The sequence below is a fragment of the Sulfitobacter noctilucicola genome, assembly GCF_000622385.1.
Taxonomy (GTDB): domain Bacteria; phylum Pseudomonadota; class Alphaproteobacteria; order Rhodobacterales; family Rhodobacteraceae; genus Sulfitobacter; species Sulfitobacter noctilucicola.
The window spans coordinates 686,553-708,978 of the sequence record NZ_JASD01000008.1; the positions used below are offsets into that span (position 1 = coordinate 686,553).

The 22,426-nt window shown below is 56.1% G+C and carries 20 protein-coding genes and 1 tRNA gene; 14 read left to right on the forward strand and 7 right to left on the reverse strand.

All coding sequences use genetic code 11. The features are described 5' to 3' along the window. On the forward strand, positions 1 to 1,221 hold the full coding sequence (locus Z946_RS0107140; protein ID WP_025055038.1) for a winged helix-turn-helix domain-containing protein: 1,221 nt from the start codon (positions 1 to 3) through the stop codon (positions 1,219 to 1,221). On the opposite strand, the gene Z946_RS0107145 is transcribed toward Z946_RS0107140, so the two are convergent. From Z946_RS0107145 to Z946_RS0107160, 4 genes are all read right to left on the reverse strand, one after another. Then, on the reverse strand, positions 1,201 to 1,974 hold the full coding sequence (locus tag Z946_RS0107145) for an IclR family transcriptional regulator (RefSeq protein ID WP_025055039.1): 774 nt from the start codon (positions 1,972 to 1,974) through the stop codon (positions 1,201 to 1,203). The genes Z946_RS0107140 and Z946_RS0107145 overlap by 21 nt on opposite strands. A 54-nt stretch (positions 1,975 to 2,028) precedes the next feature. Continuing rightward, positions 2,029 to 3,423, reverse strand: coding sequence for a TRAP transporter large permease (locus Z946_RS0107150; RefSeq protein ID WP_025055040.1), 1,395 nt, complete (start codon positions 3,421 to 3,423; stop codon positions 2,029 to 2,031). Continuing rightward, entirely contained in the window at positions 3,423 to 4,121 is a 699-nt protein-coding gene (locus Z946_RS0107155) for a TRAP transporter small permease (protein WP_025055041.1), read from the reverse strand. Before Z946_RS0107155 ends, Z946_RS0107150 begins: the two co-directional genes overlap by 1 nt. 110 nt (positions 4,122 to 4,231) lie before the next feature. Further along, positions 4,232 to 5,464 (reverse strand): TRAP transporter substrate-binding protein, encoded by a 1,233-nt coding sequence (locus tag Z946_RS0107160; protein WP_025055042.1) that lies wholly within the window; start codon positions 5,462 to 5,464, stop codon positions 4,232 to 4,234. A 116-nt stretch (positions 5,465 to 5,580) separates the two neighbouring features. On the opposite strand from Z946_RS0107160, the gene Z946_RS0107165 reads away from it, so the two are divergent. Beyond that, positions 5,581 to 7,182 carry a GMC family oxidoreductase gene (locus Z946_RS0107165; RefSeq protein WP_037969095.1) on the forward strand — a complete coding sequence of 534 codons (1,602 nt, stop codon included), beginning with the start codon at positions 5,581 to 5,583 and terminating at the stop codon, positions 7,180 to 7,182. Here Z946_RS0107165 and Z946_RS0107170 read toward each other — a convergent pair. Beyond that, positions 7,179 to 7,871 carry an aspartate/glutamate racemase family protein gene (locus Z946_RS0107170; RefSeq protein ID WP_037969097.1) on the reverse strand — a complete coding sequence of 231 codons (693 nt, stop codon included), beginning with the start codon at positions 7,869 to 7,871 and terminating at the stop codon, positions 7,179 to 7,181. The genes Z946_RS0107165 and Z946_RS0107170 overlap by 4 nt on opposite strands. A gap of 170 nt (positions 7,872 to 8,041) precedes the next feature. Between Z946_RS0107170 and Z946_RS0107175 the strand changes: the two genes are divergently transcribed. From Z946_RS0107175 to Z946_RS0107215, 9 genes are read left to right on the forward strand one after another with little or no spacing between them, the layout of a single operon-like run. Then, the gene (locus Z946_RS0107175; protein ID WP_025055045.1) at positions 8,042 to 9,280 is read left to right on the forward strand and encodes an NAD(P)/FAD-dependent oxidoreductase; all 1,239 of its coding nucleotides are present in this window, start codon (positions 8,042 to 8,044) and stop codon (positions 9,278 to 9,280) included. Between the two features lie 32 nt (positions 9,281 to 9,312). Further along, positions 9,313 to 10,302: a TRAP transporter substrate-binding protein gene (locus Z946_RS0107180; protein ID WP_025055046.1), complete on the forward strand. Its 990-nt coding sequence runs from the start codon at positions 9,313 to 9,315 to the stop codon at positions 10,300 to 10,302. Between the two features lie 47 nt (positions 10,303 to 10,349). Continuing rightward, positions 10,350 to 11,156, forward strand: a complete 807-nt coding sequence (locus Z946_RS21040; protein ID WP_025055047.1) for a class I SAM-dependent methyltransferase — start codon at positions 10,350 to 10,352, stop codon at positions 11,154 to 11,156. Further along, complete coding sequence (locus Z946_RS0107190; protein WP_025055048.1) at positions 11,153 to 11,674, forward strand: TRAP transporter small permease; 522 nt, start codon at positions 11,153 to 11,155, stop codon at positions 11,672 to 11,674. The genes Z946_RS21040 and Z946_RS0107190 overlap by 4 nt, the downstream gene beginning before the upstream one ends. Before the next feature lie 4 nt (positions 11,675 to 11,678). Beyond that, entirely contained in the window at positions 11,679 to 12,989 is a 1,311-nt protein-coding gene (locus tag Z946_RS0107195) for a TRAP transporter large permease (RefSeq protein ID WP_025055049.1), read from the forward strand. A 12-nt stretch (positions 12,990 to 13,001) separates the two neighbouring features. Then, on the forward strand, positions 13,002 to 13,937 hold the full coding sequence (locus Z946_RS0107200; RefSeq protein WP_025055050.1) for a hypothetical protein: 936 nt from the start codon (positions 13,002 to 13,004) through the stop codon (positions 13,935 to 13,937). Beyond that, entirely contained in the window at positions 13,930 to 14,667 is a 738-nt protein-coding gene (locus Z946_RS0107205; protein WP_025055051.1) for a 5-oxoprolinase subunit B family protein, read from the forward strand. Before Z946_RS0107200 ends, Z946_RS0107205 begins: the two co-directional genes overlap by 8 nt. Then, positions 14,664 to 15,692, forward strand: a complete 1,029-nt coding sequence (locus Z946_RS0107210; RefSeq protein ID WP_025055052.1) for a 5-oxoprolinase subunit C family protein — start codon at positions 14,664 to 14,666, stop codon at positions 15,690 to 15,692. The genes Z946_RS0107205 and Z946_RS0107210 overlap by 4 nt, the downstream gene beginning before the upstream one ends. Positions 15,693 to 15,695: 3 nt before the next feature. Then, positions 15,696 to 16,463: a LamB/YcsF family protein gene (locus Z946_RS0107215; protein WP_025055053.1), complete on the forward strand. Its 768-nt coding sequence runs from the start codon at positions 15,696 to 15,698 to the stop codon at positions 16,461 to 16,463. On the opposite strand, the gene Z946_RS0107220 is transcribed toward Z946_RS0107215, so the two are convergent. Next, positions 16,464 to 19,472 carry an ABC transporter transmembrane domain-containing protein gene (locus Z946_RS0107220; protein ID WP_081780793.1) on the reverse strand — a complete coding sequence of 1,003 codons (3,009 nt, stop codon included), beginning with the start codon at positions 19,470 to 19,472 and terminating at the stop codon, positions 16,464 to 16,466. 143 nt (positions 19,473 to 19,615) lie between these two features. Here Z946_RS0107220 and Z946_RS0107225 point away from each other — a divergent pair, with 143 nt between their 5' ends. Further along, on the forward strand, positions 19,616 to 19,978 hold the full coding sequence (locus tag Z946_RS0107225; protein ID WP_311733148.1) for a DUF3307 domain-containing protein: 363 nt from the start codon (positions 19,616 to 19,618) through the stop codon (positions 19,976 to 19,978). A gap of 65 nt (positions 19,979 to 20,043) precedes the next feature. Here Z946_RS0107225 and Z946_RS0107230 read toward each other — a convergent pair. Further along, a tRNA-Lys gene (locus tag Z946_RS0107230) sits at positions 20,044 to 20,119 on the reverse strand. 105 nt (positions 20,120 to 20,224) lie between these two features. Between Z946_RS0107230 and dapF the strand changes: the two genes are divergently transcribed. Then, positions 20,225 to 21,058, forward strand: a complete 834-nt coding sequence (dapF, locus tag Z946_RS0107235) for a diaminopimelate epimerase (protein WP_081780868.1) — start codon at positions 20,225 to 20,227, stop codon at positions 21,056 to 21,058. Next, on the forward strand, positions 21,055 to 22,308 hold the full coding sequence (mtaB, locus tag Z946_RS0107240; protein ID WP_025055057.1) for a tRNA (N(6)-L-threonylcarbamoyladenosine(37)-C(2))-methylthiotransferase MtaB: 1,254 nt from the start codon (positions 21,055 to 21,057) through the stop codon (positions 22,306 to 22,308). Before dapF ends, mtaB begins: the two co-directional genes overlap by 4 nt. The last annotated feature ends 118 nt before the right edge of the window (positions 22,309 to 22,426 follow it).

Here is a 22,426-nt window from a genome sequence, read left to right on the forward strand (position 1 = left end):
ATGCTGACGCTGGGCAACGCTGAAGCGCGGCGCATCTTTCTGCACCGGCATCTGTTGTCAGACACTCCCAAGGGCCCTGCCACCGGAGAGGCTCTGTTGAGCGTCATCCATGATCTGGGGTTCGTCCAATTGGACAGCATCAACACTGTTGCGCGGGCGCATGACCTCATTCTGTTTTCGCGCAAACCCCGTTACCGCCCCAATGCGCTAAAAGCACTTTATGAAAAAGACGCCTCATTGTTCGAACACTGGACACATGACGCCGCAGTCATCCCGCGTGCGTTTTACCCCTATTGGCACCTGCGCCGTCAGCGTGATGCAGCACAGCTCAAATCCAGATGGCGCGCAGACAGACGGGCCGGTTTCGAGGCGCAGTTCCAGATCATTCTTGACCAGATCCGCACGGAGGGGCCTGTCTGCTCGTCCGATGTGGGCAAAGAAGAAAAACGCGGGTCGGGCGGATGGTGGGACTGGCATCCATCAAAAACGGCGCTGGAATATCTCTGGCGCACAGGTGCGGTAAGTGTTGTCGGGCGCGATGGTTTCAAGAAACGCTACGATCTGACCGAGCGGGTGATCGAAAGCCATCTGTGTGATGCCGCAACCATGCCCGATGCTGCAGAGACGATCGACTGGTGTTGCACGCAAGCGCTTTCCCGCCTCGGTTTCGCCACCCACGGAGAGCTTTCCGCCTTCTGGGCGCATATCACGCCCAAGGAAGCGCAAGTGTGGTGCAAGCAGGAAGTTGCCGCGGGAAGATTAGAGCTGGTGGAGATCACCGGGCATGACGGCAGCATTAAGCCCGCCTATGCCCGGCCGGGCCTATCAAATGATCCCGCGCTAACCATTCAACCTACCAACAGGTTACGCATCCTCAGCCCGTTTGACCCAGCCCTCAGAGACCGCAAACGGGCAGAGAGACTGTTTGGTTTTGACTACCGCATCGAGGTCTTTGTGCCTGAAACGCAGCGGCGCTTTGGCTATTATGTTTTTCCGATCCTGCAAGGCACATCGCTTGTCGGGCGGGTCGACATGAAAGCGCATCGGGATCAGAATGCGCTACGGGTCCGTGCCCTGTGGACCGAAGGGAAAACACGCTGGGGCAAAGCAAGACAAGCTGCGTTTGAAGCAGAGCTGGACCGCGTCAGACGGTTGGCGGGTGTTGAGAATATAGTATTCGAAGACGGATGGCTGCGCGGCTCAGCGCAAGAGCATCTCTGACAGATCGGACGCTGCGGATCGAAGGCGTTCAAGGTGACCCTTCAAACTCTCAAGGCTGATGCGTTGTGTTGGCGCGTGGACGGATAGCGTCGCCATAAGCCGGCCCAGATCATCTCTCAACGGCACTGCAACAGCGACCATTCCGTCCATGAATTCCTCATTGTCGGTGGAGTAGTCATTTTGACGAATACGTTCCACCTCCTGATAAATCTTGTCAGGATCGGTCAGCGTTTCGCCGGAATGCGCATCAAGGACGGTATTCGACAAATACTTGGTCAGGTGGCGCGGTGGGAGCGTGGAGAGATATAGCTTACCGCTTGCTGTGCAATGAAATGGTACCGTCGTTCCGATGGGCAACTGAATGCGCAACGGCCATTTGGTCTCTACCCGGTCGATATAGAGCATCCCGTCGCGGTCGGGCGTCGCTAGATTACAGGTTTCTCCCACTTCTTCGGTAAGCGCGTTCAAGACCGCAAGCCGCACTGTGCGCAATCTGGTAGTAGAAAAGACGTTAGCCGCCAATTTGCGCATTCTCAAACCGGGTGAATACGACCGACCGTCGATGTCGCGCTGCAAAAACCCTTCAGCTTCCAAGGTGTGGAATAACCGGTGCACAGTTGGCTTCGGTAACCCCAGCACCTCATTGGCGGCGGTAGGCGTTAGCGGCACGCCGACACGGGCAATCTCTTCCAGCAGCAGCAACAACCTAAGGTTGGTCGGGATTGCTTTGTCGGAATCACTTGCATCGGGCATCGCCTTTGGACCTCAGATTATACGCGTCTTTATACGGCCAATGGCCTCTTTGATTTATCCTGCACCCATACCGGAGAGGAATTCAAATATTCCGCCACCCGGCAGCAAGGTCTTTGACAAAGAGGGGAACAAAGCCACACACAGCCAGACAAAAACAAGCGATACTAGGTACATCGTAGCGTAGCGCAACAGACGGAAGTAAGGGACCCCCGTCACACCGGACGCAACATACAGGTTCAGTCCGTAAGGCGGCGTGATAAATCCGATGGATGCACCAACCAGGAAGATAACGGCGAACTGGATGGGATCGACACCGACAGAATGTGCAATTGGCGCAAGGATCGGGGCCAGAATGATCGTCACCGGCAGCGATTCAAGGATCATCCCTGCGACAAAAACAATCGCCATAGCGGTAAAGAGAACGGGATAGTAGCCACCCATGCTGGTGACAAAGCCACCAATGACTTCCTGCGCACCCAAGAGCGACAGGATTTGCTGCATTACCACCGACACCGCGATCAGTGGCGCAAGAATACCAGTAATCTGGGCCGAACGGACGACAATGGAGGGAACCTCAAGCGGGGTGAAACCTTCGACAACAACCATGGAACTAAGCGATTTTTCGTCAACCGGGACGCTGGGATCGTTGCGCATGATCTTGTTCAGCGGATAAGAAATACATCCCACGATGATACAGAAACCAACGGTAACGCCGGCGGCCTCAGTGGGTGAGAATTTGCCGGTGTAGATGCCCCACAGTACAAGACCGATAGCAAAGAAACCAAGCCAGGCACCCACAGCCGTTTTGAACACGCGCCACGGATTTAGCGTGATGAGGAAACCCCAGTTGTTGCGGTAGCAGATGATGAAACAGGCAATCATCATCGCCATGACCATCAAAGTGCCTGGCACAAGACCCGCAATAAACAGATCCGAAATCGGCAGGTTCATCAGGAACCCATAGACGATAAAGATAATGGAGGGCGGGATGATGATGCCCACCGTGCCGCCTGCTGCCGCTGTCGCCGCAGAAAATCGCTCGTCATAGCCGCCTTTGACCATCTCCGGATGCAGCATTGATCCAATCGTCGCGGTCGTGGCGGAGTTCGACCCCGAAATCGCGGCAAACAGTCCGCACGCACCAATTGCCGCCATCGCGAGGCCGCCTCGCATCCAACCCAGACAGGAATAAGCAAAGTCCGACAGTCGTTTCGCAATGCCCGATTTATTGATCAAATCACCCGTCAGGATGAAAAGCGGCATCGCGAGCAGGGCAAAGCCGTCCTTGAATACATTGAGCATTTCGGAGCCGGTATTATCGAGCGTTAGCCCCATCACAAAACTGCAGCCAACCACCCAGTAAAAGATGATGAGCAGTACCGGTGTGCCAAGCATAAACAGGATAGTTACTGCGATCGAGATGAGAGTGATCCATGTGCCATCGGTCATTATACATCCCCCCCGATCACAGCCTGCTTGATAAGCGGCTCACCGTTACGATAATTCGCGAGATCCTCGACCATGTTTCCGATCACCCGACCCGCCATCACGATGAAGCAGACCGGCATGGTGACAATGAACCACCAACGCATCACGTTATCGGTGCCAAGAACGATGGCAAAGTTGTCGTATGTATTGACTGTCACCCGCGCTGTTGTCGTCACAACGATAATGCAGAAGAGCATCCACAGAATATTGTCGAGCATCAGGCTGGAAATCTGCGCCTTGGGCCCCATCTTGGAGCGGAATTCGGAAAAGCTCAGGTGCGTGCGCAGCTTCACGTTAAAGGCGCAGCCGAACCAGGCCATAATCATAAACAGCAACGGCGGGATGGTCGTTGACCAAGGCACTTGCCCCCCCCAGCTTTCGGGCCACCAGGACAAGCCGGGGCCAAAACGTTGCAAAACGCCGACGAAAATAATCAGGGCAATGACAATATAGGTCCATACGATGATCGTGCGCTCCAGATGGCGCTCGATAAACGGGACTTTCATATAAATGTAATGGACGAGCAGACCGCCCAATAGGGTAATGGGAGTAAAGACCCACCATGCCGCAGGTGATCGATAGGCTTTCACAACGGAAAAATCGATATCGCCTGCCAGCGTCGATGTGACGATGGTAACAGCGTCAGCCCAAATGGTCATGGTGCCCCTCCCTGAGTGTTGTCATCAGCCGCCATTAAAAGGCGATCTTGGACAAAGGGTCAGCCCCAATTGAGGGGCTGACCTTTTTCTCTTGGCCAGATCCTATCGGATTATGACTTCCACCAACGGCGCGGTTCGACGTTTTCAGGCAACGTATCGCCCGGGATCGTCCGGACAGAGTCGTAGATTTCCTGATAGGTGTCATGGCCACCGGACCAGCCATTAAGCCGCTCGCGCCATTCTTCCCAAAGGGCAGGTTGATACTCGGGCGAGCACATCTCTTCGGCCTTCTTGATCTCGGCGTCGGAGAGGAAGGCGTTGCGCACGTTGTTCTGTGCAAAGATTGTGCCGGGCAGTTGTGGATCGGACTGGCCGACAGTCTTGACCAATGCCGCCTCGTTCGCCGCCTGAACGTGGACCTGCGCAAGATAGGACGATTCCATCACCGCATCCTGCAACTCACCGCCAAGGCTATCGAAGGCAGACGCCGACATCGCCGTGTGCTCTGTGCCGCAGAAGAAGTTCAGGTGAACCGATTGGGACACAACCGGAGACATGTTCGCATAAGCAACCGCGGATGCCCAGGTTTCCGCGCCATCGATCAGACCCTGCTTGAGACCATCGAGCGTTTCTTCCCACGCAACAGGCACAGGGTTCAGGTTCATCGCGGTCATTGCGATGCGGCCCAACTGCGTGCCGGTAACACGGTTCTTGGTGCCGGCAAGCTGCTCGACAGATGTGACTGTGTCTTTATCCTCCCACGCGAGACCCAGCTGGATGCCCCGCAGTTCGGCGTGTGAGAACAGGAACTTCAGACCGTGACGCTTCTCGTAAGGCTCGCGCAGCAGTTTTTGCGATTCGGGTGAATAGAGGAAGTGATACTGGTCCGCACGGTTCCGGAACATGTACGCATAATCGAGCACGTTGAGATACGGGGCACCGCCGGCGGAGTTCTGGGTGGACGCCGCATAGATGTCGATAATCCCCTGTTGGGCTTTCTCGACACACGAAACCTGACCACAAATCTGGTTGTCGCCGATGAACTCTACACGGATCTCACCGTCTGTGCGGCTTTCCAGATCGCGGGCAAACTCAAGACAACCTGCGCGTTCAATCAACAGGTTACGCTCGTTGAAACCGGCGGCACCGAACTTGAACGTGAACTTCGCCTCTTTGGCAAAGCGCTTTTCATACGACGATTCTGCCGCTGTCGCGAGATTGGCAAGGCTCATCGCGCCGCCAAAACTGCCTGCTGCAAGCAGTGTGGATGACATGCCGTACTGGCCCGCCACCCTAAACAAATCGCGACGCGATATGCCTCTTAGTTTGTCTGATGTTTTCATTTTTGTTCCTCCCGTTAAAATAGCAGTCAATTAATGAGACTTTTTGTTTCAAAAAAGACTAGCTTGCTTTTCTTCACCTGTATAGAATTTTCTTTACCTAAGGAGAGGTGCTGAAAATGGATGCCGATTTCATCGTGGTTGGCGCAGGGTCTGCGGGCTGTGTTCTGGCAAATCGGCTGAGCGCTGATCCGAAGAACAAAGTCATCCTGCTGGAAGCAGGCGGTCGCGATCTGAACCCGTGGATTCACATTCCGGTCGGGTACTTCAAAACGATCCACAATCCCAAGGTGGACTGGTGCTACAAGACCGAGCCTGATCCGGGTCTGAACGGACGCTCGATCGAATGGCCGCGTGGCAAAGTGCTGGGCGGATCATCATCATTGAATGGTCTGCTCTATGTGCGCGGTCAAAGTCAGGATTATGACCGCTGGCGCCAGATGGGGAATACCGGTTGGGGCTGGGATGATGTGCTGCCGCTGTTCAAACGGGCGGAGCGGAATGAACGTGGTGCGGATGAATATCACGGGGATCAGGGCCCCCTGTCGGTCAGCAACATGCGTATCCAACGGCCCATTACGGACGCTTGGGTCGCTGCGGCGCAGGCGGCGGGCTACAAATTCAACCCCGATTACAATGGTGCGGATCAGGAAGGTGTCGGCTTCTTCCAGCTCACCTCGCGCAACGGATGGCGGTGCAGCGCCGCAGTTGCTTACTTAAATCCGGTTAAGAAGCGACCTAACCTACAAATCGTCACCCATGCGCAGGTCGATAAGGTGGTAATCGACGGCAGTCGCGCAACCGGGGTGCTTTATACAGACCGCAGCGGTAAACAGCATCAAGTCACAGCGCACAAAGAAGTTGTGCTTTGTGGTGGTGCGATCAATTCCCCACAACTGCTAATGCTGTCGGGCATCGGTGAAGCGGCGCAACTGGCGGAACACGGGATTGAAGTCAGGCGCGATCTGCACGGCGTAGGCAAGAACATGCAGGACCATCTACAAGCGCGCCTGGTCTACAAATGCAATGAACCTACGCTGAATGACGAAGTGTCGTCGCTGATGGGACAGGCCAGAATCGGTTTGAAGTTCGCGCTGTTCCGCGCTGGTCCCATGACGATGGCAGCGAGTCTCGCCACTGGCTTTGTAAAAACCCGCAATGATCTTGAGACACCGGATATCCAGTTTCATGTCCAACCCCTCTCTGCCGAGAACCCCGGCAAGGGGGCGGACAGGTTTTCGGCTTTCACGATGTCAGTCTGCCAACTGCGCCCCGAAAGCAAAGGGGAGATCCGGCTGGCAAGTGCCAAACCGCGTACCTACCCGAAGATCATTCCGCACTACCTGTCCACAAAGACCGATTGCGACACGATCGTCGAAGGGGTGAACATCGCCCGCAGGATCGCGCGTCACGCACCGCTGACGTCAAAGATTTCGGAAGAATTCCGCCCGCATCCCAGCCTCGATATGGACAATTATGACGACACGCTGGATTGGGCGCGCAACAACACCGCGTCGATCTATCATCCCACGGGCACCTGCAAGATGGGCAGTGATGGCGCAGCCGTCGTCGATGCGCGTCTGCGTGTCCACGGGGTTACAGGGCTTCGCGTCGCGGATTGCTCGATCATGCCAGAGATCGTTTCAGGCAACACCAATGCGCCAGCAATCATGATTGGAGAAAAGGCGAGCGATCTTATTCTTGAGGATGCCCGCGCCTAGAATTGCGGCGGCACAAGACCTGCATGAAACCAGCGCAGATAGGTGTAAATTGAATAAACGGGCCGCTGCGTCGCCCGTGCAATATCGGCGGCATACGGCACCATATTCGTACACTCCAGAATGATCGCGCCCACATCCGCATGCGTACCGGTTAAATCTACTGCAGCGGCGACCATTTCGGCGCGGGCCCTCTCAATATCCAACGTGGCCTTATTGCCCAATATCGATGCAGCAAAACTGCTGCCTTCCATCCCTTTGATCCGAGCGCTATTCGGCACACCTGCGATCTCCAGATGCGCATTGGTCAGGCTGTCGGCAGAGATTGTCAGCACACCAAGTCGCTGGTCCGAGCGCAGCAGCGGCACAACCTGCCCCGCCTGCTCTAATGCGGAGGCGGCAACAGGCACGCCCAACTCACGCACAAGCCGTGGCCGGATCAACGCGAGAAATCCACAAGTCGTCGCGATACCGGTGCAACCTTCGTCAATAAGCCCACGACCAGCGGCGATAAAGGATTGCACAAACGGTTCCACATCATCGCAGACAATTGCTTGCGGTGTCGCGCCGGCGACGATGCTGTAACGCACGGCAAAAGGCCAAGTCGCCGGATTGCCCACATCGCCCAGTATCCGTGGGAAACGGGTATCGAGCATCAGAATACCCAGTTTTGCGCCCGTCTGATTTGTCATGCTTCCCCCCGCGATCCGCCATAAACTGTCGCTTTTGTCAGGCGCAGCCTCAAGTCAAAATCCGAACAATGACAATTTGTAAACATTTTGTTGATGTTTTAAATTTCCGTGACATGATACTTCCAAGGGGAATCGCATTTTATGTCACTCGTATATTTCATGGTCGCCGTTTGACCCGCCATGTCGTCGTCATAGGCGCAGGCATCGTCGGTGTATCCACCGGCATCTGGCTGCGACGGGCGGGCGCTGAGGTCACGATCATTGATCGGGGTGCACCCGGCACGGGGACATCCCATGGGAATGCCGGTGTGCTGGCAGCCTGTGCAATGGTGCCTGTTACCGGTCCCGGCCTGATCCCCAAAGCACCGCGCATGCTGATGAACCCCGACTTTCCACTGTTCATGCGATGGGGGTATCTGCCGCGCCTGCTGCCTTGGCTGCGCAAATACCTCGCGAACGCGAATGATCCTGACACCAGACGCATCGCCAAAGGGCTGACCCACATCGTTGGCGATTCAGTCGAACAACACAAAAGTCTTTGTGATGAGCTGGGACTGGGCGACTGGGTCAGCGAAAGCGACTACTGCTTTGCCTACACCAACCGCGCGGCCTTTGACGCTGAGAGCTACACATGGGCTTTACGCAAAGAAGCAGGGTTTGAGCCAACCCTTATCGAGGGCCATGACGTACGGGATTACGAGCCTGCGTTGGGACCGGACATCACCTGCATGGCTGTGATGAAAGGCCATGGCTATATCCGCAGCCCCGGAGGGTATGTTCAAGCGCTGGCGAAATCGTTTGAAGAGATGGGCGGCACAATCATGGAGGCGGAGGTCAAGGATTTTGACCTCACAAACGGCCGTGTGACCACGGTCCAGACCACGCAAGGCTCGGTTGCCTGTTCCGAGGTGGTTCTGGCCACTGGTGTCTGGTCCAAACCCATGATGGCAAAGCTGGGTATCAACGTGCCTTTGGAAGCCGAGCGCGGCTATCACATCGTGTTCGAGAATGCGACCGGTGGTCCGGCGCGCCCCACAATGATTGCCAGCGGCAAGTTTGTCGCCACCCCGATGGAACAGGGTCTGCGCTGCGCTGGCATTGTTGAATTCGGCGGATTGGACGCTGGGCCGTCCAAAGCACCGCTCAAGCTGTTGCGTAAGCAGGCGGCACAAGCCTTTCCCAACCTTAAAGCCTTATCCGAGATTGAATGGCTGGGCCACCGCCCTGCCCCAAGCGACAGTCTGCCTCTGATCGGGCAGATCAAGGAAAGTGGCATATATACTGCCTTCGGGCATCACCACATCGGGTTGACCGGAGGGCCGAAGACAGGCCGACTTGTCGCCGGATTGATTACCGGGGGCCGCGTCAACACCGACCTGTCCCCTTACGATCCACAGCGCTTTTCATAAGGTGCCAAAATAAACCACAACGGGAGACGACAATGAAAATGACAACCAAACTGATGACCGGTGCCGCCGCACTCGCAATCGCTGTAACAGGCGCGCTGCCTGCGCTAGCAGCAGAGAAGTGGGATATGCCGATGGCCTATTCCGCATCCAACTTTCACTCCGAAAACGGCGCAGAGTTCGCATCTTGCGTAACCAAGGGCACTCAAGGCGAAATCGAGATCACAACACACCCGGGCGGGTCGCTCTTTGCCGGTGCTGATATCAAACGTGCTATCCAGACTGGTCAGGTCCAGATCGGTGAACGCCTGATGTCCGGCCACCAGAACGAGAACGCGGTATTTGGTTTCGACTCTATCCCATTCCTCGCACCATCATTTGATGCCAGCGCCAAACTTTTTGAGGCTGCCAAGCCAAAGATGTCCGAGCTTCTGGAAGAACAGAACCTCGTGATGCTTTACGCTGTGCCGTGGCCACCACAGGGTCTTTACTTCAACAAGGAAGTGAACAGCGTCGAGGACATGAAGGGGCTCAAGTTCCGCTCATACAACAACGCGACCAGCCGTCTGGCCGAGTTGACAGGCATGCTGCCCGTAACCATTGAGGCCGCTGAAATCTCTCAGGCCTTTGCGACAGGCGTAGCAGAATCCATGATCTCTTCCGGCGCGACAGGATATGACCGCAAGGTTTGGGAAAGCCTGAGCCACTTCTACGAAGTCGATGCATGGTTGCCGTACAACTACGTCATGGTGAACAAAGAAATCTGGGACGGCACATCAGAAGCGAACCAAGGCATCATCACAAGCTGTGCCAAAGAAGCCGAGATGAACGGCCTGAAAGCGTCTAAGGCTTACACCCAGTTTACCATGGACGGTTTGGCCGAAGGCGGCATGGCAGTTGGTCCGGCCGGTGACGCATTGATGGGCGAATTGCGCGCGATTGGTGAGACCATGACCGCAGAATGGCTCGAAGCGGCAGGCGATGACGGCAAGGCCATCGTCGATGCTTATAAAGCGTCCAATTAAGAACGCACCTGAAAAGGAGGGGCCACTTCGGTGGCCCCTGATCTCTCATGACATATAAAGCCTTCACGCAAGCGGAACGACAGGGATGGCATGACCGCGCCGAAGTCTATGCCACGCATACGGCCCGCGCGACGGTCCAGATCATTCCAGCCATGTTTGACGCATTGAGCGTGCGCCCCGAACAGCGACTATTGGACGTGGCATGCGGGCCCGGCTACGTGGCGGGCGCGGCGGCTGCGCTGGATGTGGACGTCGAAGGCATTGACTACGCGCCCGGCATGGTGGGCGCGGCACGAAAACGCTTCCCCCACCTCAAATTCAACGTTGGAAATGCAGAGGCTTTGCCGGCGCAGGACGCCAGTTTTGAGGCAGTCGCCTGCAACATGGGCCTGTTTCATATGGGTGATCCGCAGCTGGCTATGCGCGAAGCTTTCCGTGTATTGCGTCCATCTGGGCGGTTTTCGTTCAGCCAATGGACAGCGCCCCAGGATTCAGAACTATACGCCCGCCTTTTTGCCGCGCTCAAAGACGAAGCCGACCTCAGTCGCGCAGACACCGCGCCTGACGCTTACGTTTTATCTGACCCTGCTGCTGTCGAAAAGATGATGAAAAACGCGGGCTTTTCCCAGATGGGTACCCGCCGACTGGATACCAAGCTGATCGCACATGGCGATGATTTCTTCGACTTCTTCATGCAGTTCGGCGTGCGCGTGCCATTGATTGTTGCCGCACAGGACTCCGATGTCAAAACCCGCCTGCGGACACGCATCAACGCCGATATGGCACCTTACAGGACCGGCACCGGTTTCGAGGTGCCCATGCCCAGCCTTCTTTACACAGGGACCAAGCAATGACGTTGCTCAGACGCTTTCTCGACTTTCTATACAGCGCCGCGGGCGTTCTGGCAGCGCTTTGCCTGATCGCAATTCTATCGCTGATCGTGATCCAAATGATCGCGCGCTGGACCGGAGAGGTCTTTCCCGGCGCACCTGATTACGCGGGCTACGCCATGGCCGCGGCGAGCTTTTTCGCTTTTGCAAATGCGCTTAGCCGTGGCGCACATATCAGGGTGTCGATCCTTCTCAATGCTGTATCCCCCGGCCCCAAACGCCTACTTGAGATTTGGTGTTTCGGTTTAGGCGCGGCCATCGCGTGGTACTTTACCTACTACGCCTACAATTTTGTCTATTATTCTTGGAGATTCAACGAGATCAGTCAGGGACAAGACGCCACGATGATGTGGATACCACAATCGGTCATGGTGGTTGGCGGTAGCCTGTTGGCGATCGCCCTTACAGACAACCTGCTTCATGTTCTGACCACAGGCGATCACCGGATCGTACGCGATACCATCGAAAGCCACGGGGAATAACGCCATGACAGAAATTTACGCCATTGGCCTGTTCCTCTTCGTTCTGTTCCTGCTTTTGGGCACAGGCGTCTGGGTTGGTCTGGCCTTGATGGGTGTCGCTTGGGTCGGGATGGAACTGTTTACAACACGCCCCGTTGGCGATGTGATGATCACAACCATCTGGGCCTCGTCCTCAAGCTGGACCCTCACCGCCCTTCCGCTGTTCATCTGGATGGGCGAGATCCTTTATCGTACGCGATTATCCGAAGACATGTTCAAAGGGCTGTCCCCGTGGCTCGCCCGTTTGCCGGGCGGATTGGTGCATACCAACATCGTGTCATGTACTGTGTTTGCGGCTGTTTCGGGGTCTTCCGCTGCGACGCTGACGACTGTGGGCAAGATGGCGATCCCTGAATTGCGGGCGCGCAACTATCCCGAAAAGATGGTCATCGGCACGCTTGCCGGTGCGGCGACCCTTGGTCTGATGATCCCGCCCTCTTTGGCGCTGATCGTTTACGGCGTGACGGTGAACGAAAGCATTACCAAGCTGTTCTTTGCCGGTGTGTTCCCCGGTCTGGTGCTGGCAGGAATGTTCATGGGCTATGTCGCCCTTGTCAGTTTCACGTCAAAAGACTGGAACCCGAATGTGGAACTCGGCATGACATTCGCCGAAAAAGTGGCCAACTCGCGTTTTCTGCTGCCTGTCTTTGCGTTGATTACCGTTGTCATTGGATCAATGTATGCGGGACTTGCGACCGCGACCGAAGCGGCAGCCATTGGCGTCATCGGCGCATTGGTTCTGGCCCTTGTGCAGGGCTCCCTCACTTGGGACAGCTTTCGCGCGAGCTTGATGGGGGCCACGCGTACATCTGCAATGATCGCGCTGATCCTGTCAGGTGCTGCATTCCTCAAGCTGTCGATGGGCTTCACCGGCCTGCCGCGTTCACTTGCCGACGGTATCGCCGCAATGGAGCTTACGCGCTTCCAACTGCTCATGGCGCTTTTGGTGTTCTACATTATCCTCGGCATGTTCCTTGATGGGATTTCGGCCATTGTGCTGACCATGGCCGTGGTAGAGCCGATGGTACGCGGTGCGGGTATTGATCTGATCTGGTTCGGCATCTTTGTCGTGGTGGTGATCGAGATGGCACAGATCACGCCGCCCATCGGGTTCAACCTATTTGTCTTACAAGGCATGACGGACCACGAGATGGGATACATCACACGTGCGGCCCTACCGATGTTTGCCATCATGGTGTTGATGGTATTCGTGCTGATCTGGTTCCCCGAACTGGCCACTTGGTTGCCGGATAACATGCGCAACGGCCCTAGTTGAGGGTGATGAGACATGCGTTCGCTCCTTTGGCTGGCCTCAAGACATGCACGGGCTTGCCTGATCATCGGCCTTCTTGCGGGTCTGTTGTTGCCCGGACTGGCGGCAACCCTTGTGCCGTGGTTGCCGCATATGGTTGCAATCTTGCTGACCGTAACTGCGCTTCGTATCGGGCACCGCGCCGCCATGGGTGCAGTGGGCGATCTGCGTTGGGGTCTGGGCGCGGTCGTCGCTTTGCAACTGGTGGTGCCTCTGGTCCTGTTGGGTCTGCTGACACTTGCGGAATTGAATCAAACGCCAGCCGCACTGGCCATTGTACTGGCCTGTGCGGCACCGGCGATCACCGGCAGTGTCAATCTGGCCCTTCTGCTGCGGCTCGACGCGGGACGTATGATGCAAATCCTCGTCCTCGGCACGGCGGCTTTTCCCCTAACCGTGTTGCCCGTTCTGGCGCTGATGCCCCAGCTCGGCGATCCTGCGCAGGTCATACTCTCGGCACTCAAGTTGCTTCTGATCATCGTGATTGCCACGGGCACCGGATTCATTCTGCGCAAACACCTGTTCCCCCGCCCGAGCGAAGACCAGATCAAAGCGCTCGATGGTCTTTCCGTACTGGCGTTTTCCTTCATCGTCGTGGGCTTGATGGCGGCACTCAACCCTGCACTGCGCAGCGATCCTGTACTTGTGGCAAAATGGGCGCTTCTGGCTTTTGCAATCAGCTATCTGTTACAGCTTTTCACGCTATTGGCCCTGCGCCGCAGCCCGCTGCGAAACGTTGCAGGCCCCTTGGCCATGGGCGCGGGCAACCGCAACATCGCCATCTTTCTGGTCGCATTACCTGCAGAAATTCTAGGGCCGCTGATGATCTTTATCGGCTGTTGGCAACTGCCGATGTATCTCACACCTATGCTGCTCCCTCGACTGTACAGATGGGCCATTGGAAATGAGTGAGTGGCCGAAAATCAGAACCGTCGGCCTGTCAGGTGTGCTTGTGACCTTTGCCGGTGCGATGTCAGAACCGGGCAATCGTGCGGCTCTCGCCTTCCGCTCCGCTGTGGATGAGCAGAACTGGCCGGAGGTCACAGAGACCAGCACCTCGCTGGTATCCACCTTTCTTGAGGTCGATCTGGCAAGCGTGCCTTTAGCGGCGTTGACCGAACGTATTGAGAACCTGCTCGAAAAGCAGGACTGGCTTGCCGCCCCTCTGCCAGCCGGACGCAAATTGTGGCATGTGCCCACGCTATACGGCACCGAACTTGCCCCGCAGCTTGAAGAAGCCGCCGAAGTCGCAGGAATTGATCCGGCCGCCGCAGTTCAGGAAATTTCGACCAGCCGCGTGCGCGTTCTGACCATCGGGTTCGCGCCGGGCCAACCTTATATGGGAGAGCTGTCAGAGACATGGAATATCCCGCGCCAACAGGGGCTGACAAAATCAGTGCCGCCCGGTGCGCTGGTGATTGCCATCCGACAGCTGATCGTTTTCACGAACGCCGCCCCCACGGGATGGCGACATATCGGACAAACCGCATTCGGGACGTTTCTGCCGGATAGTGACCAGCCTTTTACCCTGTCGCCCGGCGATGAACTGATTTTTCCGTCCGTCAGCCCTGCAGAGTTTGAACGCATCCGTTCAACGGATACATCGGGCCTTGGTGGTGCCAGTCGCGAGGTGCTTAAATGACGGCGCATCTGACCATCGAAACCGCAGGCCCCGCGATGAGTGTTCAGGATCAGGGGCGCCCCGGTTACCGTGCGCAGGGACTGACTATCGGCGGCGCAGCAGACCGCATCGCTTTGTCCGAAGGAGCAGCTATTCTGGGACAACTTCCTGAGTACGCGGCGATAGAGATGGCAGGCAGCGGCGGGCGATTTACCGCAGACCGCGATATCCGCATTGCCCTGACCGGCGCGACAATGTCCGCTAACATCGACGGCGAAGCGCTGGCATGGAACGCAAGCCATCTGCTGCGCGCTGGTGCGGTGCTCACCATCGGCGGTGCGCGCAACGGCACCTACGGCTATCTGCATGTAGGCGGCGGCATCGACACCCCTCCCGTTATGCGATCACGCGCCAGCCATCTTGCGGGAGGCATCGGCACGTTATTGCAAACGGGTGATGTGTTACCTATCGGTAAGGATAAAGGCCGCGAGACTGCCAGAACGCTCTCCTCCTCCGACCGTTTTGGCGGGGGTACGGTACGCATTGTGGCGTCAATGCAGACTGAGGATTTCGACCCGGAAACTGTCGCACGTTTCACGCGTAACACGTTCCGGCGCGATGCGCGGGCCAACAGGATGGGTGTACGGATGGATTTTGATGGTGACGGTTTTTCAACCGCCGGCCAGCTTAGCATAGTATCCGAAGTCGTTGTGCCCGGTGACATCCAGATATCCGGTGACGGCGCGCCTTATGTCCTGATGTATGAATGTCAGACGACCGGCGGATATCCACGGATCGGATCGGTTCTGCCCTGCGATCTGCCGCGCATAGCGCAAGCGCAGACCGGTGCGCAGATACAGTTTGAAATGGTTGATATGGAAACCGCGATGATCGCACAGTGCCGATTCGCAAGCGAATTATCAGCGCTTGGAAAACAGGTCGTACCACTGGTCCGCGATCCCGCGACGATGAAAGATCTATTGAGTTTTCAGTTGGTGAGCGGTGCTGTCTCCGCCCCTGCAAACCCTTTTGAACAGGAGAGTTAGTCCGTGCAAACTGTCGATCTGAATGCCGATATGGCTGAAAGCTATGGTGCCTGGAATATGGGCGATGACGCCGCCCTTCTCAAAATCGTGACCTCCGCAAACATCGCCTGTGGAGGGCATGCTGGCGACGCTGACGTAATGGCCGCAACGATGACGATGGCGCATTCCAATGGCGTTGGGATCGGTGCGCATCCGGGATTCATGGACATCGCGGGTTTCGGGCGAAACCGCATGTCTGTGCCCCGCAAGACCCTGCAAAATCAGGTGCGCTATCAGGTCGCCGCGAGCATCGGTATGGCGCGCAGCGTCGGAGCAGAGGTGCGCCACCTGAAACTGCACGGTGCGATGGCGAACATGGCCTCAGAAGACGAAACGCTGGCCCGTGATCTGTACGAAGCAGCCCTGAGTGTTGCGCCCGACCTGATCGTGATGGTACTGGCTGCAACGGCGCAACAAGCAGCGGTGAAATCCCTCGGCTGCGCGTGGGCAGGAGAGATTTTTGCGGATCGGGCATACAATGACGATGCAACGCTGGTGGACAGATCCCTTCCCGGCGCGGTGATACATGACGCAGATCTTGCCGGAAAACGGATGGTCGAGATGGTCCAAGCCGGTGCCATCATCACTGAGAGCGGAAAACACATAGAGACGCAGATTGATACGATTTGCCTGCATGGCGATACTGCCGAGGCGGTGCAGATTGCCGCCTCGGTGCGCCAATCACTGGAAAGCGCTGGTATTACGCTGGCACAGTTCAAAGGCCATCGCTAATCAGTTCGACACGTATCCTGCCACGACCTGCAACAGCTTGTAGGCCGTGCGCGCGTCGCTTCCGACCACATCAAGGAACGCCTCTGCGCCAATGCGCAAGCACGTGAGATCGTCAGCCGCTCGCATATCCAAAGCACGCGGCTCGTTACGGATAAGACCAAGCTCACCAACCAGTTGTCCCGCACCAACGGTCGCAATCAACTGATCATCCTTGTTTTGGTGTGGCAGCAGGAGTTCGGCATTTCCCTCCACTATCAGATAGGCACCGCTGGAGGGATCATCGTCCTTATGAAAGACGTAATCACCCGCAGTCGCTGTGTACCAACGGGCGCTAAAAGACAGCAATCGCAGCTGCTTACGGTCAAGGCCCGTGAACAGATCGGTCTGCTCCAGAGCCCGCAATTTGCGACCCAAATCGCCACTGACGCTATCATCTTCGTCCGACCTCACTTCACCACCTACGGTCGCCAGCCGTCCCTGCTTCAACATGTATTCGGCATTAAATCCGGTCATGTCGTTAAAGCTGGGCTGAAGGCAGATAATCGTTGTCTTCGGCAGCAAAGCCCGCAACCGCTCATGCAGGCCCGCTCGCGTCTGCGCGTCAAAGCTGGATAGCACATGATCCAGAACCAGAACATGCGGTCGCTTTATCGCGGCCCTACTGATCGCGAGGGTCTCGGTCATCATGGCGGGGAGGTTTGTGCCTCCAAGCGTCAGAGGCACCTCAAAGATCAGCCCTAGCACCAATCCATCCAATTCCGCCTCATAAAGCGCATCGATCACCAACTGCCGCAAGGCTGTCTCATCTGATCCTGCTGTTTCTGCAACTTTTCCGAACAAAGCGTTCTCCAGCACAGTCATTCCGGAAATCGGCCCATCTGCTGCGATCGGGCTGAAGAGGTGTGACAGACTTTGTTGAAGCTCAGCGCCGTGGGCGAGGCGCATTTCCAGAACTCGGTCGATGATTTCGTCTGGAAAGTCCGAACCCAGCTTTTCCGCAGAAATCGCAAAGGTAACCGCCAGCAAGGTTGCCTTGTCCGCAATATCCAACTCGGCCCCATCGCGCTGTTTGGAGCGGAGGTTGACCGCCGTCTCAAACGTTTCCGGTTCAAGCCCCAGTTTGCGGAAAAGCGGGTGATCCGTGCCATCGACGCCGAAGATCAGTTTGAGGACATCGACCATTTCACCTGCGAGGCTAAGCAAGTCATCCTCTAGTCTTAGCGCCGTAAGTAACTGCATGAATTCGGTCTGTTCTTGCAGAACACTGGCTGTGATACGCTTTTGCGGGGTCGCAAATATCAGATTTTCAGCGACCGGCAGCGCGGGATTGAACGCATCATGATCGAAAGCATGAAGATGGCCATTCATACCCGCCTCAGTCAGTTTCTCCTGCACAACGGGCCGCAGCTTCACGAGTCCTGTCGCCAGTGCGGGATGCCTCGCAGCTTCAATACGCTGGTCCATTCCGCGCAGGAACAATGCCTTGTCTAGCGACATACCTTTCGTCAACTCAAGCCACCAGTTGCACAGACTTTCATCTGTTTCAAAGGGCGTTTCTTCAAAGTCGATCCATTGCACATCTGACGGATCAATACTGTTACCCGCGCGCGCGCTTTCTTCCGCAAGCGAGGACGGGGCACTGTCTTTTGTAGGTTGCAATCGCAGAGGCAGAAGAATGTTGTCGCCGTAGCTTCCCAGAAACATGACGGGACGGGATGTCGCGTGGCCCATGCGTTTCGCGATCGCCGCCTGATGTAATCCGGACAGGTCATGGCCTGATATTTCAATGCGGCCAGTGGCAGGGATCACTTCACGCATTAGGACCTCGGCAAGTGCTCGGCGGTCCTCATCACTTGGGGCCGTGATCGCGACCGTACTTCCACCCGCAAGTGAAACATCAATGTCGTTCAGGACAATGTTGCCGTCTTCGTCCTCAACAGTGATCCCCTTGAACGCGATGTCACCGGTAAGATCGGGAATCTCATCTGGGGAGGTTTCGAACAGATGTCGGTCGATCATTCCTTTGGGCGCAAAACGATCTGTGATGGTCTCCCATCTCAGCGCCATATCTTGTGATTGGTTATAATAGGCCAACAGCTCTTTCCAGGGGCTGCTTAAATCCTTGTAGGCAGCAAGTGCTGCAACAAGCGCGCCAACCGTGATCTCTCCGTTGATGGCCAGATACCCGCCGATAGCATAGAAGAAAAACGGCGTAAGTTGCCCGATGAAGTTGTTGAGAAACTTCATAAAAAACTTCTTTTGGAAGATATCGAAGCGAATCGCATAAAGCTTTCCCAGACGTTCAGAAATCAACGCCAACCGGTAGCGCCAGCCACCGTTGGTACGAAGCGTGCTGGCACCGGCAGCCCCTTCGCCGATTTCAGCCGCAAGCGCACGCAGTTCGATCACACGCTTTTTGTTCAGTAAGTTGATCTGCTTTTGTAATTTCGGGATCAGCCACGCCTGCAAGGGAATAAGTGCACATGCCGCCAGCCCGAAAGCAAAACTTTGCAGGAATAGGAAAAACAAAATGGTCAGCATCTGGCCCGCTTGCAGTATCGGCTGCGCCACCGCATCACCCATCAAGCCACCCATCGGCTCAGATTCGGAAGTCACCATTGAAACCAGTTCACCCTGACTGGTCCGTTCGAAGTAGGGGGCAGGGAACCGAAGGATGCGGGCAATCAGTGTATACCGCAACCGGCGCAGCAACCGCTCTGCCAGTACACCCTTCATGGTGTTGATCCGCATCTTCATTATCCCGTGAGCAAGGACAGCCAGCAGGAATGCCCCACACAGGATCATCAGAAAGGTGATTTGCCCTACGTCGTAGCCGAACAAATCCACTCTGTCCGAAGAAGCACCGATAGCATCGTTGATGATCCGCTTGGGCAGCTCAAGCGTCAGATATAGAAGCGGAAAAAGGGTTAGCGTAACGGCCAGAAGGATCAGTTGATCCCGCTTTGAATATTTCCAGATAAAGGCAAATAGCGAACGTTCGATGGGCAGTGTCCAAAATCAGTACTTCAAATGTCCCCCAACGGTTAGCAAGAGGATGCGCCCGGAATCAAATGAATTGCGCCCTGAGCAATATATACTAGGATTGCCTGATTAGGAGATTGATTTTGGAACCAGCCCTGCAGACAGGCCTTGTGCTGCTGACTTTATTGCAAGTTAAACACCTTTTCGCGGACTTCTTCTTGCAGACACCGCGCATGCTCGCTGATCGCGCTGTTTATCTGCACTTCGGCAGAGCAGAACATGCTTTTCTGCACGGTGTTCTGTCATTCGTCGCGCTGGTTCTGGTAGGCGCGCCGCTCGTTTTTTCTGTCGTGATCGGGCTGGTGGAGTGGGTCGTACATTTTCACATCGACTGGATCAAAGGGCGGTATTCTGAACAGGCGCTGCATACGCCGGCCGATGCAAGTTATTGGCGTGCGTTTGGTGCTGACCAGCTGGCGCATCAACTGACCTATATCGTGATCATCTGGTGCTGGGGTCTCTACGCCTTCTGAAATGGCGCATCCGCTCCGGAGCATACCCGAGCTTACTGGAATCGACGCTCTTGGGAGAGAGTAAATGGTGAGCCGTGTTGGGTTCGAACCAACGACCTACTGATTAAAAGTCAGTTGCTCTACCAACTGAGCTAACGGCCCACGCTGGGTGTATCTAGAAAGGGAACCCCAAGGGGTCAACCCCATAATGTGCTTATTTACAGACACCTGCTGGATAAGTCGCACGGGCAGCGTTATATGCGCGATATGAGTAGTGATTTTGCAAACGGTCTGCCCTTCATGAAGATGCATGGGCTGGGAAACGACTTTGTCGTAGTCGATTCTCGCGACCAGAATCATGAAATTTCCCCTGCTTTGGCCAAAGGAATCGCCCATCGGCAGTTCGGGGTGGGATTCGACCAGCTTGCAGTGATCACAAACGGTGCTGGTGATGCGCATTTGACGTTTTATAACGCGGACGGCTCGACTGCGGCCGCCTGTGGCAATGCAACCCGCTGTATTGCGCGGCATTTGATGTCCGAATCAGGCAAAGAGAGGCTCCACCTGACTACAGACCGGGGCGATCTGGCCGCTGTCGATATGGGACAGGGAATCACTGCCGTGAACATGGGCCAGCCGCAACTTGACTGGGATGAGATTCCGCTCGCCTCCGCAATGGACACGCTCCATCTGCCGATTGATGGCGATCCGGCCGGAACAGGCATGGGCAATCCGCATTGTACTTTCTTTGTTGAGGACGCCGAAGGCATCGACCTTGCTGCTTTCGGGCCGACAATCGAGAATCATCCACTTTTTCCCCAGCGCACCAATGTGCAGGTTGCGCAGATCATCGGCACTGATCACATCCGTATGCGTGTTTGGGAGCGCGGCGTGGGTATCACGCTCGCATCTGGATCCTCTTCGTGCGCGACAGCCGTAGCTGCCGCACGGCGCGGGTTGACCTCAAAAGAGGTCAAGATCGAACTGGACGGTGGCACGTTGGACATTGATTGGCGCGATGATGGCGTCTGGATGATCGGGCCTTCGGCACATGTCTTTAGCGGCACATTGACAGCAGAGTTTCTGGCCGGTCTTTCATGAACGCGCCGGTGTTTTCAAACCATGGCTGCAGACTCAACGCCTATGAAGTCGAGGCAATGAAGGACCTGGCTGGTCAATCCGGCCTGCAGAACGCTGTGGTCGTGAACACCTGCGCTGTCACTGCAGAAGCGGTACGAAAAGCACGGCAGGACATACGCAAGCTGCGCAAGGCAAATCCTGATGCGCGCCTTATCGTGACGGGATGTGCGGCGCAGACGGAGCCTGAAACATTCGCCTCAATGGACGAAGTCGATGCCGTGATTGGCAACACCGAAAAGATGCAATCGGCCACTTGGAACACGCTGGCTGCCGACTTCATCGGCGAAACCGAGGCCCTGCAAGTTGATGACATCATGTCGGTCACAGAGACCGCAGGCCACCTGATAGATGGGTTTGGCACGCGTAGCAGAGCCTATGTTCAGGTTCAGAACGGATGTGATCACCGCTGTACCTTCTGTATTATTCCTTTCGGACGGGGCAATTCCCGCTCAGTGCCTGCCGGTGTTGTTGTCGACCAGATCAAACGGCTGGTGGACAAAGGCTTTAACGAAGTTGTTCTAACCGGTGTCGATCTCACCTCATGGGGTGCTGATTTGCCAGCCGCACCACGACTGGGTGATCTGGTGATGCGCATTTTAAAGCTTGTGCCGGATCTGCCGCGCCTTCGGATCAGTTCGATCGACAGTATCGAAGTCGACCCCAATCTGATGGAGGCGATCGCCACAGAGCCGCGTTTGATGCCGCATCTCCATCTGTCGCTCCAGCATGGCGATGATATGATCCTCAAACGCATGAAGCGCCGCCACCTGCGCGATGATGCGATTGCGTTCTGCCAAGAGGCGCGCGCATTGCGGCCAGAGATGACCTTTGGTGCCGATATCATCGCCGGTTTTCCGACAGAAACCGATGCGATGTTTGATAACGCACGCGCGTTGGTCCATGAATGCGATCTGACGTGGCTTCACGTCTTCCCCTACTCCGCACGTCCGGGCACGCCCGCAGCGCGGATGCCTGCTGTTAACGGTAAGGTCATCAAGGCGCGTGCGGCTGAGCTGCGTGCGGTAGGTCAGAAACAGGTGCAAAAGCACCTTGAGGCGCAGATCGGCAAGACACATCAGGTGTTGATGGAGAGCACGACCATGGGTCGCACTGCACAGTTTGCCGAAGTGGTTTTTGATGAACCGCAGGTAGAAGGCAGTATCGTTACAGCCACCATTAAAACAGTCACTGACAACCGGCTGTCCGTCTAAGTACCCAGTCACCTGAAGCCCCAAACGGCGAGCGGCGGTACAGCCGCTTATATGAGGTTGACCGAGTAAGCGCGCATCCTGATGCAAAAACGAAAAAGCCCCGCAACAAAATGCGGGG

Excerpts from the sequence above, each read along its gene's own strand:
- Z946_RS0107140 (WP_025055038.1), top strand. The coding sequence starts at position 1 with ATGCTGACGCTGGGCAACGCTGAAGCGCGGCGCATCTTTCTGCACCGG.
- Z946_RS0107145 (WP_025055039.1), bottom strand. The coding sequence starts at position 1,974 with ATGCCCGATGCAAGTGATTCCGACAAAGCAATCCCGACCAACCTTAGG.
- Z946_RS0107150 (WP_025055040.1), bottom strand. The coding sequence starts at position 3,423 with ATGACCGATGGCACATGGATCACTCTCATCTCGATCGCAGTAACTATC.
- Z946_RS0107155 (WP_025055041.1), bottom strand. The coding sequence starts at position 4,121 with ATGACCATTTGGGCTGACGCTGTTACCATCGTCACATCGACGCTGGCA.
- Z946_RS0107160 (WP_025055042.1), bottom strand. The coding sequence starts at position 5,464 with ATGAAAACATCAGACAAACTAAGAGGCATATCGCGTCGCGATTTGTTT.
- Z946_RS0107165 (WP_037969095.1), top strand. The coding sequence starts at position 5,581 with ATGGATGCCGATTTCATCGTGGTTGGCGCAGGGTCTGCGGGCTGTGTT.
- Z946_RS0107170 (WP_037969097.1), bottom strand. The coding sequence starts at position 7,871 with ATGACAAATCAGACGGGCGCAAAACTGGGTATTCTGATGCTCGATACC.
- Z946_RS0107180 (WP_025055046.1), top strand. The coding sequence starts at position 9,313 with ATGAAAATGACAACCAAACTGATGACCGGTGCCGCCGCACTCGCAATC.
- Z946_RS21040 (WP_025055047.1), top strand. The coding sequence starts at position 10,350 with ATGACATATAAAGCCTTCACGCAAGCGGAACGACAGGGATGGCATGAC.
- Z946_RS0107190 (WP_025055048.1), top strand. The coding sequence starts at position 11,153 with ATGACGTTGCTCAGACGCTTTCTCGACTTTCTATACAGCGCCGCGGGC.
- Z946_RS0107195 (WP_025055049.1), top strand. The coding sequence starts at position 11,679 with ATGACAGAAATTTACGCCATTGGCCTGTTCCTCTTCGTTCTGTTCCTG.
- Z946_RS0107200 (WP_025055050.1), top strand. The coding sequence starts at position 13,002 with ATGCGTTCGCTCCTTTGGCTGGCCTCAAGACATGCACGGGCTTGCCTG.
- Z946_RS0107205 (WP_025055051.1), top strand. The coding sequence starts at position 13,930 with ATGAGTGAGTGGCCGAAAATCAGAACCGTCGGCCTGTCAGGTGTGCTT.
- Z946_RS0107210 (WP_025055052.1), top strand. The coding sequence starts at position 14,664 with ATGACGGCGCATCTGACCATCGAAACCGCAGGCCCCGCGATGAGTGTT.
- dapF (WP_081780868.1), top strand. The coding sequence starts at position 20,225 with ATGAGTAGTGATTTTGCAAACGGTCTGCCCTTCATGAAGATGCATGGG.
- mtaB (WP_025055057.1), top strand. The coding sequence starts at position 21,055 with ATGAACGCGCCGGTGTTTTCAAACCATGGCTGCAGACTCAACGCCTAT.